The organism is Streptomyces sp. NPDC001507, assembly GCF_042894765.1.
Lineage (GTDB): Bacteria > Actinomycetota > Actinomycetes > Streptomycetales > Streptomycetaceae > Streptomyces.
In genome coordinates this window covers 245,142-260,325 of sequence record NZ_JBIAVV010000010.1, presented here as the reverse complement: position 1 = coordinate 260,325, position 15,184 = coordinate 245,142, and the positions used below count along the sequence as shown (strand labels likewise).

The 15,184-nt window shown below is 68.2% G+C and carries 14 protein-coding genes; 6 read left to right on the top strand and 8 right to left on the bottom strand.

Annotation, left to right across the window (positions count from 1 at the left end):
• Positions 1-40 precede the first annotated feature (40 nt).
• Both ACFY0K_RS30985 and ACFY0K_RS30980 read left to right on the top strand, forming a co-directional pair.
• Positions 41-499, top strand: coding sequence for a MarR family winged helix-turn-helix transcriptional regulator (locus ACFY0K_RS30985; protein ID WP_390642580.1), 459 nt, complete (start codon positions 41-43; stop codon positions 497-499).
• A 9-nt stretch (positions 500-508) separates the two neighbouring features.
• The gene (locus ACFY0K_RS30980) at positions 509-961 is read left to right on the top strand and encodes a GNAT family N-acetyltransferase (RefSeq protein WP_390642579.1); all 453 of its coding nucleotides are present in this window, start codon (positions 509-511) and stop codon (positions 959-961) included.
• 84 nt (positions 962-1,045) lie between these two features.
• Here ACFY0K_RS30980 and ACFY0K_RS30975 read toward each other — a convergent pair whose 3' ends face one another.
• Complete coding sequence (locus ACFY0K_RS30975; protein WP_390642578.1) at positions 1,046-2,431, bottom strand: serine hydrolase domain-containing protein; 1,386 nt, start codon at positions 2,429-2,431, stop codon at positions 1,046-1,048.
• A gap of 81 nt (positions 2,432-2,512) precedes the next feature.
• The gene (gene dnaB / locus ACFY0K_RS30970) at positions 2,513-3,988 is read right to left on the bottom strand and encodes a replicative DNA helicase (protein ID WP_351956841.1); all 1,476 of its coding nucleotides are present in this window, start codon (positions 3,986-3,988) and stop codon (positions 2,513-2,515) included.
• A gap of 459 nt (positions 3,989-4,447) precedes the next feature.
• On the opposite strand from dnaB, the gene ACFY0K_RS30965 reads away from it, so the two are divergent.
• The gene (locus tag ACFY0K_RS30965) at positions 4,448-5,785 is read left to right on the top strand and encodes an MATE family efflux transporter (protein ID WP_390642576.1); all 1,338 of its coding nucleotides are present in this window, start codon (positions 4,448-4,450) and stop codon (positions 5,783-5,785) included.
• A 169-nt stretch (positions 5,786-5,954) separates the two neighbouring features.
• On the opposite strand, the gene rplI is transcribed toward ACFY0K_RS30965, so the two are convergent.
• The 4 genes from rplI to rpsF form a co-directional block, all read right to left on the bottom strand.
• Positions 5,955-6,401, bottom strand: a complete 447-nt coding sequence (gene rplI, locus ACFY0K_RS30960; protein WP_093500876.1) for a 50S ribosomal protein L9 — start codon at positions 6,399-6,401, stop codon at positions 5,955-5,957.
• Between the two features lie 18 nt (positions 6,402-6,419).
• Positions 6,420-6,656, bottom strand: coding sequence for a 30S ribosomal protein S18 (rpsR, locus tag ACFY0K_RS30955; protein ID WP_003949403.1), 237 nt, complete (start codon positions 6,654-6,656; stop codon positions 6,420-6,422).
• Positions 6,657-6,704: 48 nt separating this feature from the next.
• Positions 6,705-7,298 carry a single-stranded DNA-binding protein gene (locus tag ACFY0K_RS30950; RefSeq protein ID WP_351956839.1) on the bottom strand — a complete coding sequence of 198 codons (594 nt, stop codon included), beginning with the start codon at positions 7,296-7,298 and terminating at the stop codon, positions 6,705-6,707.
• Between the two features lie 75 nt (positions 7,299-7,373).
• Positions 7,374-7,664 (bottom strand): 30S ribosomal protein S6, encoded by a 291-nt coding sequence (gene rpsF, locus ACFY0K_RS30945; protein WP_093500872.1) that lies wholly within the window; start codon positions 7,662-7,664, stop codon positions 7,374-7,376.
• A 262-nt stretch (positions 7,665-7,926) separates the two neighbouring features.
• On the opposite strand from rpsF, the gene ACFY0K_RS30940 reads away from it, so the two are divergent.
• The 3 genes from ACFY0K_RS30940 (at position 7,927) to ACFY0K_RS30930 (ending at position 10,627) form a co-directional block, all read left to right on the top strand.
• Positions 7,927-8,229 (top strand): hypothetical protein, encoded by a 303-nt coding sequence (locus tag ACFY0K_RS30940; RefSeq protein ID WP_382725158.1) that lies wholly within the window; start codon positions 7,927-7,929, stop codon positions 8,227-8,229.
• Between the two features lie 160 nt (positions 8,230-8,389).
• A complete protein-coding gene (femX, locus tag ACFY0K_RS30935; protein ID WP_351956837.1) occupies positions 8,390-9,511 on the top strand; it encodes a peptidoglycan bridge formation glycyltransferase FemX in 1,122 nt (373 codons plus the stop codon).
• A gap of 84 nt (positions 9,512-9,595) precedes the next feature.
• Positions 9,596-10,627, top strand: a complete 1,032-nt coding sequence (locus tag ACFY0K_RS30930; protein WP_093500866.1) for an alanine racemase — start codon at positions 9,596-9,598, stop codon at positions 10,625-10,627.
• A 110-nt stretch (positions 10,628-10,737) separates the two neighbouring features.
• Here the strand turns inward: ACFY0K_RS30930 and ACFY0K_RS30925 are convergent, their stop codons facing one another.
• Both ACFY0K_RS30925 and ACFY0K_RS30920 read right to left on the bottom strand, forming a co-directional pair.
• On the bottom strand, positions 10,738-12,237 hold the full coding sequence (locus ACFY0K_RS30925) for a glycosyltransferase family 87 protein (RefSeq protein WP_390642575.1): 1,500 nt from the start codon (positions 12,235-12,237) through the stop codon (positions 10,738-10,740).
• 131 nt (positions 12,238-12,368) lie between these two features.
• Positions 12,369-15,008, bottom strand: a complete 2,640-nt coding sequence (locus ACFY0K_RS30920; RefSeq protein WP_390642574.1) for a transglycosylase domain-containing protein — start codon at positions 15,006-15,008, stop codon at positions 12,369-12,371.
• Between the last annotated feature and the right edge of the window lie 176 nt (positions 15,009-15,184).

The following is a 15,184-nucleotide window of genomic DNA, read 5'->3' as shown; positions in this document are numbered from 1 at the left end:
TATCCTTGGTTCAGCCGCTCCGGGACGGAGGAAAACGCCAATGACAGCGACGGATCCCGCGCTCACCGCCCTCTCCCAGGGCTGGTGCGCTCTCTCCCTGCTCCACGGGAGGATCGAGGCGCACATCGAGCGCGCCTTGCAGACCAAGCACGACCTGAGCGTGCGCGAGTACTCCCTGCTCGACGTGCTCAGCCGGCAGCACGACGGCGAAGGGGGCCATCTGCAGATGAAGCAGGTGGCCGACGCGGTCGTACTCAGCCAGAGCGCCACCACCCGGTTGGTCACCCGCCTGGAGGACCGCGGTCTCCTGGAGCGCTACCTCTGCCCGACCGACCGACGCGGCATCTACACCAACGTCACCGAGGCAGGCCTGCGGCTGCTGGAAGAGGCTCGCCCCACCAACGACACGGCACTGCGCGAGGCCCTCGACGAGGCGGCCAGGAAACCGGAACTGGCCCCCCTGGTCCGGGCCGTGGAGGCGCTGCACGTGCCCGCTTAGGCTGTCGGTATGGGAGACCTTGAGATACGTACCGCGGTCGCCGACGACATCCCGGCCATCGTTGGCATGCTCGCCGACGACCCGCTGGGCGCCCGGCGGGAGACTCCGGACGACCTGGCGCCCTATCTGAGCGCCCTGGAACGGCTCAGTGCCGATCCCAACCAGCAGTTGGTCGTCGCCGTCCGAGAGGGCCGCGTCGTCGGCACGCTGCAGCTCACGATCATCCCTGGACTGTCGAGGCGGGGCGCCACCCGGTCGATCATCGAGGGTGTCCGCATCCACGCCGACGAACGCGGCAGCGGGCTGGGCACCCGGTTCATCGAATGGGCCATCGACGAATCCCGCCGCCAGGGCTGCCAGTTGGTCCAGTTGACCTCGGACACGTCACGGGTCGACGCCCATCGCTTCTACGAGCGGCTTGGTTTCACCGCCTCCCACACAGGCTTCAAGCTCGAAATCTGAACCCCAGCGGCCCACAGCCGAACCGAGGGAGAGGGCGGGGGGGCGGTGTTTCACGTGAAACACCGCCCCCCGCCCTCTCGTCCGCTAACCGATCCCCCGCCACCCCTCGGGGTCGACCCCACCGGGCACGGGAGACGTCTCGTCGTACGGCTGACGTGTGAAGACGAAGGATCCGAGGTCCAGATGGCTCACGGTGCCGTCCGGCCCCCGTACGGGCCGTAGCAGCTCTCCGGCGTAGTAGCCGTCCAGGCCGGTCCACGTTCCATCGCCGTTGGAGCGGAAACGGGCCCGGCGGCCGGCACCGGTCAGCGGCCCCAGTGAGACAAGCCCGTCGGCCGCCACGCGGAGCACGAACGCATGTGTGCCCCAGTACCACGGGCCTGCCAACTCCAGGACGGACGGCTCGACCTGGGCCAGCGGGCGCCATGGCTCGGGGATGCGCGGCTCGGACTCCGCGACGATACGGACGAGATCGGCACCGGTGGCGGACAGGAGTGGGCCGGAGGTGCAGTTCGCCAGGACCACCGCCGCCACGTCGTCGTCCACGCTGATGGTGAGGTTGGCCAGGAAACCGGGCAGCGAGCCGGAGTGCCCGACGAACAGCCTCCCGTCACGACGCTGGATCTGCAGCCCGAGGCCGTAGGTGGAGCCGTCCAGTACGTCGGCGGACTCGGCGGGGGCCGCCGGGGTGCGCATCTCCCGCACCGACTCGGCGCTCAGCACCCGCTCGTCCCCGGCTGCCAGGAACACCGCGAAGCGGGCGAGGTCGCCGGTGGTCGACCAGAGCTGTCCGGCCGGTGCCATCCGCCCGAGGTCCTCCAGCGGTTCCGGGAGCAGAGCGTCGGCCCAGGGGTGCACAGCCCAGCCGCCCGCGTGCGGCGCCTGCGGTTGAGCGGCTGTGCGATCGAGGCCCAGCGGTTCGAGTACCTCTAGCCGCAGTACCTCCTCCCAGGGGGCACCGCGGAGTTCCTCGACCAGTGCGCCGAGCAGGGTGTAGCCGGGGTTGGAGTAATGGTGGCGGCGGCCGACGGGATGCAGGAGGGGCTGTTCACCGAGCACGTCGCTGAGCTCCGGGCGCAGTGAGCCGGGAGTGCGCTCCCACCACGGTGCCGGGGACTCGGCCGCCAAGCCGCCGGTGTGCGCAAGGAGTTCGGCGATGGTCGCCTCCCCCGCGCCGGTGCCCGGCAGATGTTTCTCCAACGGGTCGCCGAGGTCGAGCAGCCCCTCGTCACGCAGCCTGAGCACCAGAACGGCCGTGAAGGTCTTGGTGATCGAGCCGATCCGGTACTGCACGTTCTCGTCCGGCCCATGCCCGTCCACCGAGGTCCGCGCCCCATGCCAGACGGCCCGTCCGCCTCGCACGACCGCCGCCACCAGTGACGGCGCCCGGCCTTCGGACTGGGCCACGGAGATCCGATGCAGCAGCGCCCGCCGGGTGGCGGGGAGCAGCTCTTCCTGGAATGTCGTCATGCGCCTAGTCCACCTGGTGGGCGGACTGGCGTCGAGTCCATATCGCCGGCACGGATCAAGTCGGTGCCTGCGCGCCTCGGATCAGGTCTGCGCCATGTCCACGAAGCGGGAGTAGTGGCCCTGGAAGGCCACGGTGATGGTCGCCGTCGGACCGTTTCGGTGCTTGCCGACGATGATGTCCGCCTCGCCCGCGCGGGGCGACTCCTTCTCGTAGGCGTCCTCGCGGTGGAGCAGGATGACCATGTCGGCGTCCTGCTCGATGGAGCCGGACTCACGCAGGTCGGACACCATCGGCTTCTTGTCCGTGCGCTGTTCGGGACCACGGTTGAGCTGCGAGAGCGCGATCACCGGAACCTCCAGCTCCTTGGCGAGCAGCTTGAGGTTTCGCGACATGTCCGATACTTCCTGCTGGCGGCTCTCGGACCGTTTGCCGCCGGACTGCATCAGCTGGAGATAGTCGATGATCACGAGCTTGATGTCGTTGCGCTGCTTCAGGCGACGGCACTTGGCGCGGATCTCCATCATCGACAGGTTCGGGGAGTCGTCGATGTAGAGCGGTGCGGCCGAGACGTCCGGCATCCGGCGGGCCAGCCGGGTCCAGTCGTCGTCGGTCATCGTGCCGGACCGCATGTGGTGCAGGGCGACCCGCGCCTCGGCGGACAGCAGACGCATCGCGATCTCGTTGCGGCCCATTTCGAGGGAGAAGATGACGCTGGGCAGGTTGTGCTTGATCGACGCGGCGCGTGCGAAGTCCAGCGCGAGGGTGGACTTGCCCATGGCGGGACGCGCGGCGATGACGATCATCTGGCCGGGGTGCAGGCCGTTGGTGAGTGAGTCCAGGTCGGTGAACCCGGTGGGCACGCCGGTCATCTCGCCGGTACGGGAGCCGATCGCCTCGATCTCGTCGAGGGCACCCTCCATGATGTCGCCGAGCGGCAGGTAGTCCTCGCTGGTCCGCTGCTCGGTGACGGCGTAGATCTCGGCCTGGGCGCTGTTGACGATCTCGTCGATGTCGCCGTCGGCCGCGTATCCCATCTGCGTGATGCGGGTGCCCGCCTCGACCAGGCGCCGCAGCACCGCCCGCTCGTGGACGATCTCCGCGTAGTACTCGGCGTTCGCCGCCGTCGGCACCGTCTGGACGAGAGTGTGCAGATAGGAGGCGCCACCCACCTTGTTGATCTCGCCGCGTTTGGTGAGCTCGGCGGCGATGGTGATCGGGTCGGCCGGCTCGCCCTTGGCATAGACGTCGAGAATCGCCTGGTAGATCGTCTCGTGCGCGGGCTTGTAGAAGTCGTGACCCTTGAGGATCTCGACGACGTCGGCGATGGCGTCCTTGGAGAGCAGCATGCCGCCGAGGACCGACTGTTCGGCGTCCAGGTCCTGAGGGGGGACGCGCTCGAAGGTGGTGCCCCCGCCGTCCCATTCCCCGCTGTCCCGGCCCCGGTCGTGCCGGTCGTCCCGGCCGCGGCCGCCCTCGTCCCTGCGGCGGGAGGCGGGCAGACGATCACCCGGACCGGCGTCGGCCCACGGGTCGTCCAAGGGCTCGGAAATGCTCACCGAGCCACCTCCTCCCGTCCGCACCGCGGACCTCGCCATGCCCTCTTTTCTACGGCACGGCACTGACAACTAGGACGCCCCATTCCGGTTCTGGACGCGTCGGTTTTGTGAGGTTTCCGAGGCCGTGACAAGGAGCGGGTGCCGGACCACGTTAGGCCCGCGGGCACCGTCAGCCAATCTGGTTATCCACAGGCCATGTGGACGACCGCCCGTATGCTGTGGAGAACCCGCCAAAACCTGTGCACGACGCGGTGGACAGCCCTGTGAACAAGCCCTCGATCCCTGCCCTCAACAGGCCCTGAGCTGCACTTTTCCCATCCACCGGCTGTGCAGAAGAAAAACTTTCCCAGTCGGATCAAGATCGCTTCGAACAACGCGCGACGGCGCGGGCAACACAACCAGAGGTAAGGGTCACAAAGCATTTGCATCACTTACCTGTGGACGATTAGATTAGCGCCCATGTCACAGGCTCCCGCGACCACCGAGACCACCCGACGGGGGCACGACCGAGAGATCATCGCACTGGCCGTCCCGGCCTTCGGCGCACTCGTCGCCGAACCGCTTTTCGTCATGGCCGACAGCGCGATCGTCGGCCACCTCGGCACCGCACAACTCGCCGGTCTCGGAATCGCCTCGGCCTTGCTCACCACCGCCGTGAGCATCTTCGTCTTTCTCGCCTACGCCACCACCTCCGCCGTCGCCCGCCGGGTCGGCGCAGGCGATCTCCAGGCGGCCGTCCGCCAGGGCATGGACGGCATCTGGCTGGCCCTGTTGCTCGGTGCCGCGGTCATCGCCGTCGTCCTGCCTTTCGCTCCCGGCATCGTGGACGTCTTCGGCGCCTCGGCCACCGCCGCCCCCTATGCGACCTCCTACCTCAGGATCTCCTCCCTCGGCATCCCGGCCATGCTGGTCGTGCTCGCCGCCACCGGTGTCCTGCGCGGCCTCCAGGACACCCGGACACCCCTCTGCGTAGCGGTAGCGGGGTTCATCGCCAACGCGGGGCTCAACGCAGCGCTCGTCTACGGCGCCGGACTGGGCATCGCCGGCTCGGCCTGGGGCACGGTCATCGCCCAGTGCGGGATGGCGGCGGTCTACCTGACCGTCGTCGTCCGTGGCGCCCGCAGGCACGGGGCATCGCTACGCCCCGACGCCGCCGGGATACGTGCCTCGGCACAGGCCGGCGTACCCCTGCTCGTCCGGACGATCTCACTGCGGGCCGTCCTGATGATCGCCACCGCCGTGGCTGCGCGGCTGGGCGATGCCGACATCGCCGCCCATCAGATCGTGCTGTCCCTGTGGAGCCTGCTGGCGTTCGCCCTGGACGCGATAGCGATCGCGGGGCAGGCCGTCATCGGACGCTATCTCGGGGCGGATGACGCAGTCGGCGCCCGCGAGGCCTGTCGGCGGATGGTGCAGTGGGGCATCGCCACCGGAGTGATCCTGGGCCTGCTCGTGATCGCCGCCCGGCCGCTCTTCCTCCCGCTGTTCACTGGCGACCCAGCCGTGCGAGACACCGCGGTGCCCGCGCTGCTCATCGTGGCGCTCTCCCAGCCGATCTCCGGCGTGGTTTTCGTCCTCGACGGCGTGCTGATGGGTGCCGGAGACGGGCCGTATCTCGCCGGAGCCATGGTTCTCACGCTGGCGGTCTTCACTCCGGTGGCCCTGCTCGTCCCCGCCCTCGGCGGGGGGCTGACGGCGCTCTGGGGAGCCATGACGCTGATGATGACCGTACGGATGCTCACCCTCTGGCTGCGCGCCCGGTCGGGCCGGTGGATCGTGACCGGCGCGACGCGCTGACCGATGGGTGCTGCCGACGGTTTCACGTGAAACATCGCGGGCTGTCACGTTTCACGTGAAACACCCACGGCTCCACACCATGGCCGTCCCAGAGAGCCGACGCAAAACAGGGGCCGCACCCTTCACGGGTGCGGCCCCTGTTCAGCTACCGCTCAAGCCGAGCGCGGCGTCAGCCCGCGACGACCTCGATGTTGACCTTGGCGGCAACCTCGGGGTGCAGACGCACGGACGTCTCGTGGGCGCCCAGGGTCTTGATCGCAGAACCGACCTCGATGCGGCGCTTGTCGACCTCGGGACCACCGGCAGCCTTGATCGCCGAAGCGATGTCGGCCTGGGTGACGGAACCGAAGAGGCGGCCGGCGTCGCCGGCACGGACGGCCAGACGGACCTTGACGCCCTCGAGCTGGGCCTTCACCTGGTTGGCCTGCTCGATGGTCTGGATCTCGTGGATCTTGCGAGCACGACGGATCTGCTCGACGTCCTTCTCGCCACCCTTGGTCCAGCGGATCGCGAACTTCCGCGGGATCAGGTAGTTGCGTGCGTAGCCGTCCTTGACGTCGACGACGTCGCCGGCGGCGCCGAGGCCAGAGACCTCATGGGTCAGGATGATCTTCATGAGTCGGTCACCCTTCCCTTAGCGCGCAGTGGAGGTGTAGGGCAGCAGCGCCATCTCACGGCTGTTCTTGACGGCCGTGGCGACGTCACGCTGGTGCTGCGTGCAGTTGCCGGTCACGCGGCGGGCACGGATCTTGCCGCGGTCGGAAATGAACTTCCGCAGCATGTTCGTGTCCTTGTAGTCCACGTACGTGACCTTGTCCTTGCAGAAAGCGCAGACCTTCTTCTTAGGCTTGCGCACAGGCGGCTTCGCCATGGTGTTTCTCCTGTGTGATCAAGAAGTGGGGATTCGAGCCCTGGCCCCTTAGAAGGGAGGCTCGTCCGAGTAGCCGCCACCGCCGCCGGAGCCGGAGCCGGAGCCGCCGCCCCAGCCGCCGCCACCCTGGTTGCCGCCACCGGCGGGAGCGCCGGAAGCCCAGGGGTCGTCGTTGGGAGCGCCGCCCTGGTTGCCGCCACCGGAGCCACCGCCCCAGCCGCCGCCACCCTGGCCGCCACCGCCGCCATAACCGCCCTGGCCACTGCGGCCGCCGCCACCGGCGGTCTTGGTGACCTTGGCCGTGGCGCTCCGCAGGCTGGCGCCGACTTCCTCGACGTCCAGCTCGTAGACCGTGCGCTTGACACCCTCACGGTCCTCGTAGGACCGCTGCTTCAGCCGGCCCTGCACGATGACGCGCATGCCTCGCTGGAGCGACTCCGCGACGTTCTCCGCCGCCTGACGCCAGACCGAGCAGGTCAGGAACAGGCTCTCGCCGTCCTTCCACTCGTTGGTCTGACGGTCGAAGGTGCGGGGGGTGGACGCGACGCGGAACTTCGCGACCGCCGCACCGGAGGGGGTGAAGCGCAGCTCGGGGTCATCGACAAGATTGCCGACGACCGTGATGACGGTCTCGCCTGCCATGGGGGAACCTCTCGGCGGGTTTGCTGCTGGCTGCTTGTGCTGCTACTCGAAATCCCGAGATCGGCTGAGCGGAGCTCAGTGGGTCTCGGGGCGGAGGACCTTGGTCCGGAGGACCGACTCGTTCAGGTTCATCTGGCGGTCGAGCTCCTTGACGACCACAGGCTCGGCCTGCAGGTCGATGACCGAGTAGATGCCCTCGGGCTTCTTCTTGATCTCGTACGAGAGACGACGACGGCCCCAGGTGTCGACCTTCTCGACCTTTCCGTTGCCCTCACGGACGACGGAGAGGAAGTTCTCGATCAGGGGGGCGACAGCGCGCTCCTCCAGATCGGGGTCGAGGATGACCATCACCTCGTAGTGACGCATGTGGAACCCACCTCCTTTGGACTCAGCGGCCACGGTCGTTCCGTGGCAGGAGGGTTGTGATGCGTGCGCAACGGTAGCGCCGGCCACTGACATTCGGGGGTCCCGCTGGGATCCCGGACAGGGCATGGGCAGACACCGGTGCAGACGCTACAGACTACCCGCACACCCGCTTCCGGTTGAAATCCGGCGGCCAGGGCCCTCAATCTGTACACATCGGGTGTGTACGGCGCTACGATGCGCCGCCTTCCGCAGGAGGTGCCCTATGGCACAGGCATTGCGACCCAACACCGCCGGCTCCCTGTTCGCCACCGACGGCAAGACCCATGCGCTCCAGGACTCGCTGATGGCAGTGACGCTGGTGCTCGGGCTGATCGCCTTCATCACGTCGTTCTTCCACGGCCTTCATCTGCTCAGCTCCTGGACCGGCCTGATCGGCCTCTTCACCGGTCTGTACGGGCAGTGGGTCTCGATCACCACGCGCGAGCGTTTCGGCCTGATCCTGGGTCTCGGTGCCTCGGGCATCGGCTTCTTCATCGGCATGGCGCACGGCGGTCTGTTCGGCTGAGGCCGGCGCCCGCACCACCGTCGAACGCCCCGGCCGGGCAGCGGCCGGGGCGTAGGTGCCGTACGGCCAGTCGGGCCGCGGGAAAGGCGCAGTAGGCTTCGGCGCGAGAGCCGGAGCCCCTGTACCCATGGGGACACACCAGCCCGAGGAGCGCCCCGACATGAGCCTGACCCTGAGGACCATCAGCCGCGAACAGCATCTGGCGTACATCCAGAGCCTGCCGGCGGCTAGCCACATGCAGGTCCCGGCCTGGGCCGATGTCAAGGCGGAGTGGCGTTCGGAGAACCTCGGCTGGTTCGACGAGCGCACCGGCGAGATGGTCGGCGCGGGTCTGGTGCTGTACCGCCAGCTGCCCAAGATCAAGCGCTACCTCGCGTATCTCCCCGAGGGCCCGGTCATCAACTGGTTCGCGCCGAACCTCGACGAGTGGCTCCAGCCGATGCTGGCGCACCTCAAGCAGCAGGGCGCGTTCTCGGTGAAGATGGGCCCGCCGGTGATCATCCGCCGCTGGGAGTCCAACTCCATCAAGCAGGGCATCCAGAACCCGGACGTGAAGCGGCTGCGCGACATCGAGGCCGACTTCATCGAGCCGCGCGCCTTCGAGGTGGCCGACAAGCTGCGCCGGATGGGCTGGCAGCAGGGCGAGGACGGCGGCGCCGGCTTCGGTGACGTGCAGCCGCGCTATGTCTTCCAGGTGCCGCTGGCGAACCGTTCCCTGGAAGAGGTCCAGAAGAACTTCAACCAGCTGTGGCGGCGCAACATCAAGAAGGCCGAGAAGGCCGGCGTCGAGGTCGTCCAGGGCGGTTACCAGGACCTGGCGGAGTGGCAGCGGCTGTACGAGATCACGGCCGTGCGCGACCACTTCCGCCCGCGCCCGCTGTCGTACTTCCAGCGCATGTGGACGGCGCTCAACACCGAGGACCCCAACCGGATGCGGCTGTACTTCGCCCGGCACAACGGGGTCAACCTGTCCGCGGCGACCATGCTGATCGTCGGCGGGCACGTCTGGTACTCCTACGGCGCGTCCGACAACATCGGCCGTGAGGTGCGACCCTCGAACGCCATGCAGTGGCGGATGCTGCGCGACGCCTACGCGCTCGGCGCCACCGTCTACGACCTGCGCGGCATCTCCGACTCGCTGGACGAGACGGACCACCTCTTCGGCCTGATCCAGTTCAAGGTGGGCACCGGTGGCCAGGCCGCCGAGTACCTCGGCGAGTGGGACTTCCCGCTGAACAAGCTGCTCCACAAGGCGCTCGACATCTACATGTCGCGCCGCTGACGTCACGCTCCGTGCTTCTATAGCCCTGACACACCGCAGTCCTCTGGCAGTCGCCAGCCACGCAGAAAGGTTCCAGGTCCGGCCATGGCGCTCACGCTCTACGTCGACACCGCGCGCTGGCGGGCGCACCACAAGCACGTGCAGGAGCAGTTCCCGGGTCTGGTCCCGGTCTGCAAGGGCAACGGCTACGGCTTCGGGCACGAGCGGCTGGCGGAGGAGGCCACTCGGCTCGGCTCGGACATCCTCGCCGTCGGCACGACGTACGAGGCCGCGCGCATCAAGGACTGGTTCGGCGGCGACCTGCTGGTACTGACCCCGTACCGGCGGGGCGAGGAACCCGTGCCGCTGCCCGACCGGGTCATCCGCTCGGTGTCGTCCATCGACGGCGTGTACGGCCTGGTCGGTGCCCGCGTGGTCATCGAGGTGATGTCCACGATGAAGCGGCACGGCATCAGCGAGCAGGACCTGCCGCAGCTGCACTCGGCGATCGAGAACGTCCGGCTGGAGGGCTTCGCCATCCACCTGCCGCTGGACCGCACCGACGGCTCGGACGCGGTCGAGGAGGTCATCGGCTGGATGGACCGGCTGCGTGCGGCCCGGCTGCCGCTGCACACGATGTTCGTCAGCCATCTCAAGGCCGACGAACTCGCCCGGCTGCAGCAGCAGTTCCCGCAGACCCGGTTCCGGGCCCGGATCGGCACCCGGCTGTGGCTGGGGGACCACGACGCCACCGAGTACCGCGGAGCGGTCCTGGACGTCACCCGCGTGGCCAAGGGCGACCGGTTCGGCTACCGGCAGCAGAAGTCCGCCTCGGACGGCTTCCTGGTGGTCGTGGCGGGCGGTACGTCGCACGGGGTGGGCCTGGAGGCCCCGAAGGCCCTGCACGGCGTCATGCCGCGCGCCAAGGGCGTCGCACGGGCCGGCCTGGCCACGGTGAACCGGAACCTCTCTCCGTTCGTCTGGGGCGGCAAGCAGCGCTGGTTCGCGGAGCCGCCGCACATGCAGGTGTCGATCCTCTTCGTGCCCTCGGACGCCCCGGAGCCGAAGGTCGGCGAGGAGCTGGTGGCCCATCTGCGGCACACCACGACCCAGTTCGACCGGATCGTGGACCGCTGACGGTCCGCGACACGGAGAAGCGCACCACCTGACCTCTCGCGGGACAGGCAAGTGGGCCGCACACGGAGTCCGTGTGCGGCCCATTTCCGTTCAGGACCCGGGGTGTTCGCTCAGAGCGAACCCTCCTCGGAGGATCGGCTTCCCCATTCCACCTGCGGCCCCTCGAATTGGGCCGCGTGGCGCGGGGGACGGGCCGCCGCGCCGAGCACGAAGGCGTCCTCCGCACCGTCCAGCACCCCGCCGGAGGGATCGTCCTCCCCGCTGCGGCGCACCACGTCCCGCTCGGGCATGAGGATGTCGCGCACGACCATGCCGCACAGGTAGAGCGTGCCCAGCAGGTGCACGGCGATGGCCCAGTGATAGCCGGCGGTCGGCAGGCCCTTGTGGGCGTCCCCGCTGGTCGTGTACGCGAGGTACATCCAGATCCCCAGGAAGTACGCCACCTCGCACGCCTGCCAGATCAGGAAGTCCCGCCACTTGGGCCGGGCGAGGACGGCCAGCGGCACCAGCCACAGCACGTACTGCGGGGAGTAGACCTTGTTGGTGAGGATGAAGGCCGCCACCACCAGGAAGGCCAGCTGAGCGAAGCGCGGCCGGCGCGGGGCGGTGAGGGCCAGGGCGGCGATGCCCAGGAAACAGAGCAGCACCAGGACCGTGGCAGCGGTGTTCACGAAGTCGGTGCTGGGCGGAGTGGTCGTGTTCTGCGCCCAGATCAGCCAGAAGGAACCGAAGTCGACGCCCCGTTCCTGGCTGAACGTGTAGAACTTCGACCAGCCGTCGAAGGCGAAGATCATCACCGGCAGGTTGACGACGAGCCAGGCGGCCACCGCACCGCCCGTGGCGACGAAGAACTCCCGCCATTTGCCCGCGCGCCAGCACAGCAGGAACAGCGGCCCCAGCAGGAACACGGGGTACAGCTTGGCGGCCGTGGCGAGCCCCAGGAGGACACCGAAGGCGAGGGGACGGCTCCGGGACCACATCAGCATCGCCGCGGCCGTCAGGGCGACCGCCAGGAGGTCCCAGTTGATGGTGGCCGTCAGGGCGAAGGCAGGCGCCAGGGCGACCAGCAGGCCGTCCCAGGGGCGCCGGCGATGCGTACGGACCACGCACACCGCGATGACCGCGGCGCACACCATCAGCATCCCGGCGTTGACGAACCAGTACACCTGCTCCTGGAGCATGATGCTGCCGCTGCCGGGCGTGAGCCATGCGGCCACCTCCATGAACACACCGGTCAGCACCGGGTATTCGAGGTAGTCCATGTCGCCGGGGAGCTTGTCGAAGTACGGCACCAGACCGTCGGCGAAACCGCGTCCCTGGTAGAGGTGCGGAATGTCCGAGTAGCAGGCGTGGGTGTACTGGGAACTCGCGCCGAAGAACCAGCCACTGTCGTAGCAGGGCAGCTTCTGCACCATGCCGAGGGCGAACATCCCGACCGCCACGATGACGACCACCCTGAGCGGCGTCCACCAGGACGTGCCGAGCAGGGCACGTCGCCCGATGGGGCCGCCGATCAGCTCACTCCCGGCCGCGGCGACCTCGTCTTCCCTGGTCGGCCGCACCGGATCCGGCTCGCGCACGCCCGCGGGCGTCGTCTCTGCACTGGGCATGGGGCCCATCCTGCCGCACCTCTCTAGGAATACGCCGAGGGCCGCCGCACCTCGCCGGGTGCGACGGCCCATGTTTCACGTGAAACTGACTTCGGCGGGCGAAATGGTCACCATCCGGTCAGACCGCGCGGCTAGCCGGTTGCTCCACCGAAAAAGTTTCCTCCGCCGTTGGCATTGCCTCTGGTGGTGTCGCCGGTCGTCTCCGTAGCCGACGGCGAGGAGCTCGTACCCGAGGTGCTGCCGCCGGTGCCGCCACCGTCGGTCGGGCAGTTCCAGGCGAACTGGCAGGTCTCCGTCACCGTGGGCGACGGGGAGGTGGCCGTCTCGCTCGGAGTGGCGCTCGGCGTCTCGGTGGGCGTCTCACTCGGCGTGATGCTGACGGTCGGCGTCGGGGAGGGAGCGCCCGCCTCGTCGGCGATCTTGCCAATCTTGATGGCGTCCGGGAAGCCGGGGTCGTTCTTGCCCTTCAGCGCGGACTGCATGTACTCGGTCCACACCGAGGTCGGGATGTCACCACCGTGGATGGACGCCACGCCGGCGGTGCCGTTCATGGAGAGCAGTTCGGCGTCCTTGGGATTCTCACGGAACATGGCGACCGACGTGGCCAGCTGCTGGGTGTAGCCGACGAACCAGGCCGACTTGTTGCTGTCGGTGGTACCGGTCTTGCCCGCCGCCGTACGGCCCAGAGCCTTGGCGTTGGTACCCGTACCGTTCTGGATGACGTTCTCCAGGGTGTCCGTGACGTTGTTCGCGATGTCCTCGGGCATCGCGCTGGTCACCTTCGGCTTGCTGAAGCCCTGCAGGTCAGTTCCGTCCTGCTTGACCTCGGTCACCGAATACGGGTCCGCGTGCTTGCCGGAGGCGGCGAAGGTCGCGTAGGCGTCGGCCATGCGGATCGCGCTCGGAGTCGACGTACCGAGGGCGAAGGACGGGTTGAGGGTCGCGAAGCTGCTGTCCAGGATGCCGGACCGGCTGGCCACGTCCCTCACGTGCGACATGCCGACGTCCCAGCCGAGCTGCACGAACGGCGTGTTGATCGACTGCTCCATCGCCTTGCGCAGGGTGATATATCCCCAGCGATAGTTGCTCTCGTTGTTCTGGAAGAACGTCGAGCCGTCCTTGTTCAGGACGGCGGTGCCGTCCTCGTTCAGGACCTTGAGATGGTCGTTGCCGTTGTACTTGCTCAGCGGCGAGACCCCTTCGGGAGAGGTCTTGTACGTGCCGTACTGCATGGCGGCGGCCAGGACGAAGGGCTTCCACGTCGAACCGACGGGGACACCGGAGGTGTCGGCGTTGTTGGTGAAGTGGTTGTTCTCGTAACCGGCACCGCCGTACAGCGCGACGATCGCGCCGTCGTTGGGCACCACCGACGCGGCACCGAACTGGACGTACTTGTCCTTCTCCCGGTTCTTCGGGTCCAGACGCGCCTTCTGGACCTTCTGCACCGCCGCGCTCAGCGCGTTGACCTTGTCCTTGTCGAAGGTCGTATAGATCTGGAAGCCGCCCTGGTCGAACTGCGTCTCCGTGATGTTGGAGTGCGCGAGGACGTACTTCTTGGCTGTGTCGGCGAGGTAGCTGATCTGGCCGGTCATGCCCTTGACCGCCTTGCGGCCCTGGGGCATCGGGTACTTCTTGACGGCCGTCTGGTACTCGGCGTCGGTGAGGTGCTGGTCCTTGTGCATCTCTTCGAGGATCCAGGCCCAGCGGTCGTGCGAGCGCTGGTAATTGGCCTTCTGGGTGGCCGCGGGGTCGATGTCCGGGTTGCCTGCGGGGTCGTAGTACGTCGCGCCCTTGAGCAGGGCTGCCAGGACCGCACACTGGCTCGGCTTGAGGTCCTTCGCGTCCACGCCGTAGTAGGTCTGGGCCGCGGCCTGGATGCCATACGCGCCACGGCCGAAGTAGGAGGTGTTCAGGTAGCCCTGGAGGATCTGCTCCTTGGGGAGCTTCGTGCCCACCTTGATGGAGATGAACATCTCCTTGAACTTGCGGGTGAGCGTCTGGTCCTGGCTGAGGTAGGTGTTCTTGACGAACTGCTGGGTGATCGTCGAACCACCCTGCGTCTGACCGCCCTGGGCCATGTTGACGAGCGCGCGGGCGATGCCCTTGAAGTCGACGCCCGGGTCCGTGTAGAAGCTCTTGTTCTCCGCCGAGATCACCGCGAACTGCATGGCCTTGGGGATCTGGGCGATGTTGACGTTCTGCCGGTTGACGCCGGTTCCCGTCGCGACCATCTGCTTGCCGTCGGCCCAGTAATAGACGTTGTTCTGGGACTGGGCCGCCGTGTTCTCGCTCGGGACACCCACCATGGCGTAGCTGACGCCGACCAGTGCGACCAGGCTGCCGAAGAAGGTGAGGCACAGGCCTGAGACGAGCTTCCAGGAGGGGACCCAGCGGCGCCAGCCGAATCTGTTCGCCCTGGGGTAGTCGATCAGACGCTTCTTGCCGGGCGCCGTCGACGCCCGGCCTCTGCCACGCCCGGGCCCGGCAGGACCACCCGGACCGCGCCCTGTGTTGTCGGCGGTTCTGCGGCGGCTGTTTCCCGTACTTCTCTGCGCCGCCCGGCGTGCCTCGGCACGGCCACCGTACGGGCGCTCCTCACCTCCCGAGCCAGCGTCCGACCCATAGGAACTGGACCCATAGGAGTCGGAAGGAGACCCGGTGGCGCCTCGCGGTGCCGCGCGGCGACCGGAGGACGGTCCGGGCTGGCCGCGTCGGGCCGCGGCACGTCCGCCTCCCTGCGGCGGCGGCGGTTTGCGACGGTGCTCGCTCATCGAACGATTACTCCTCGGGCAGGCGCACCCGTGGGCGCCTGGAACGGCGGCTGATTTCCGGTCCCCCCGAAATACGGATGTGGTCGGTCCTGCATTCACCCGTACGGCACCGAGGACATCGACGCCCCCCAGGCGTCACTTGGTTCCCGGTGGTATGCATGCCGCACAGACTACGC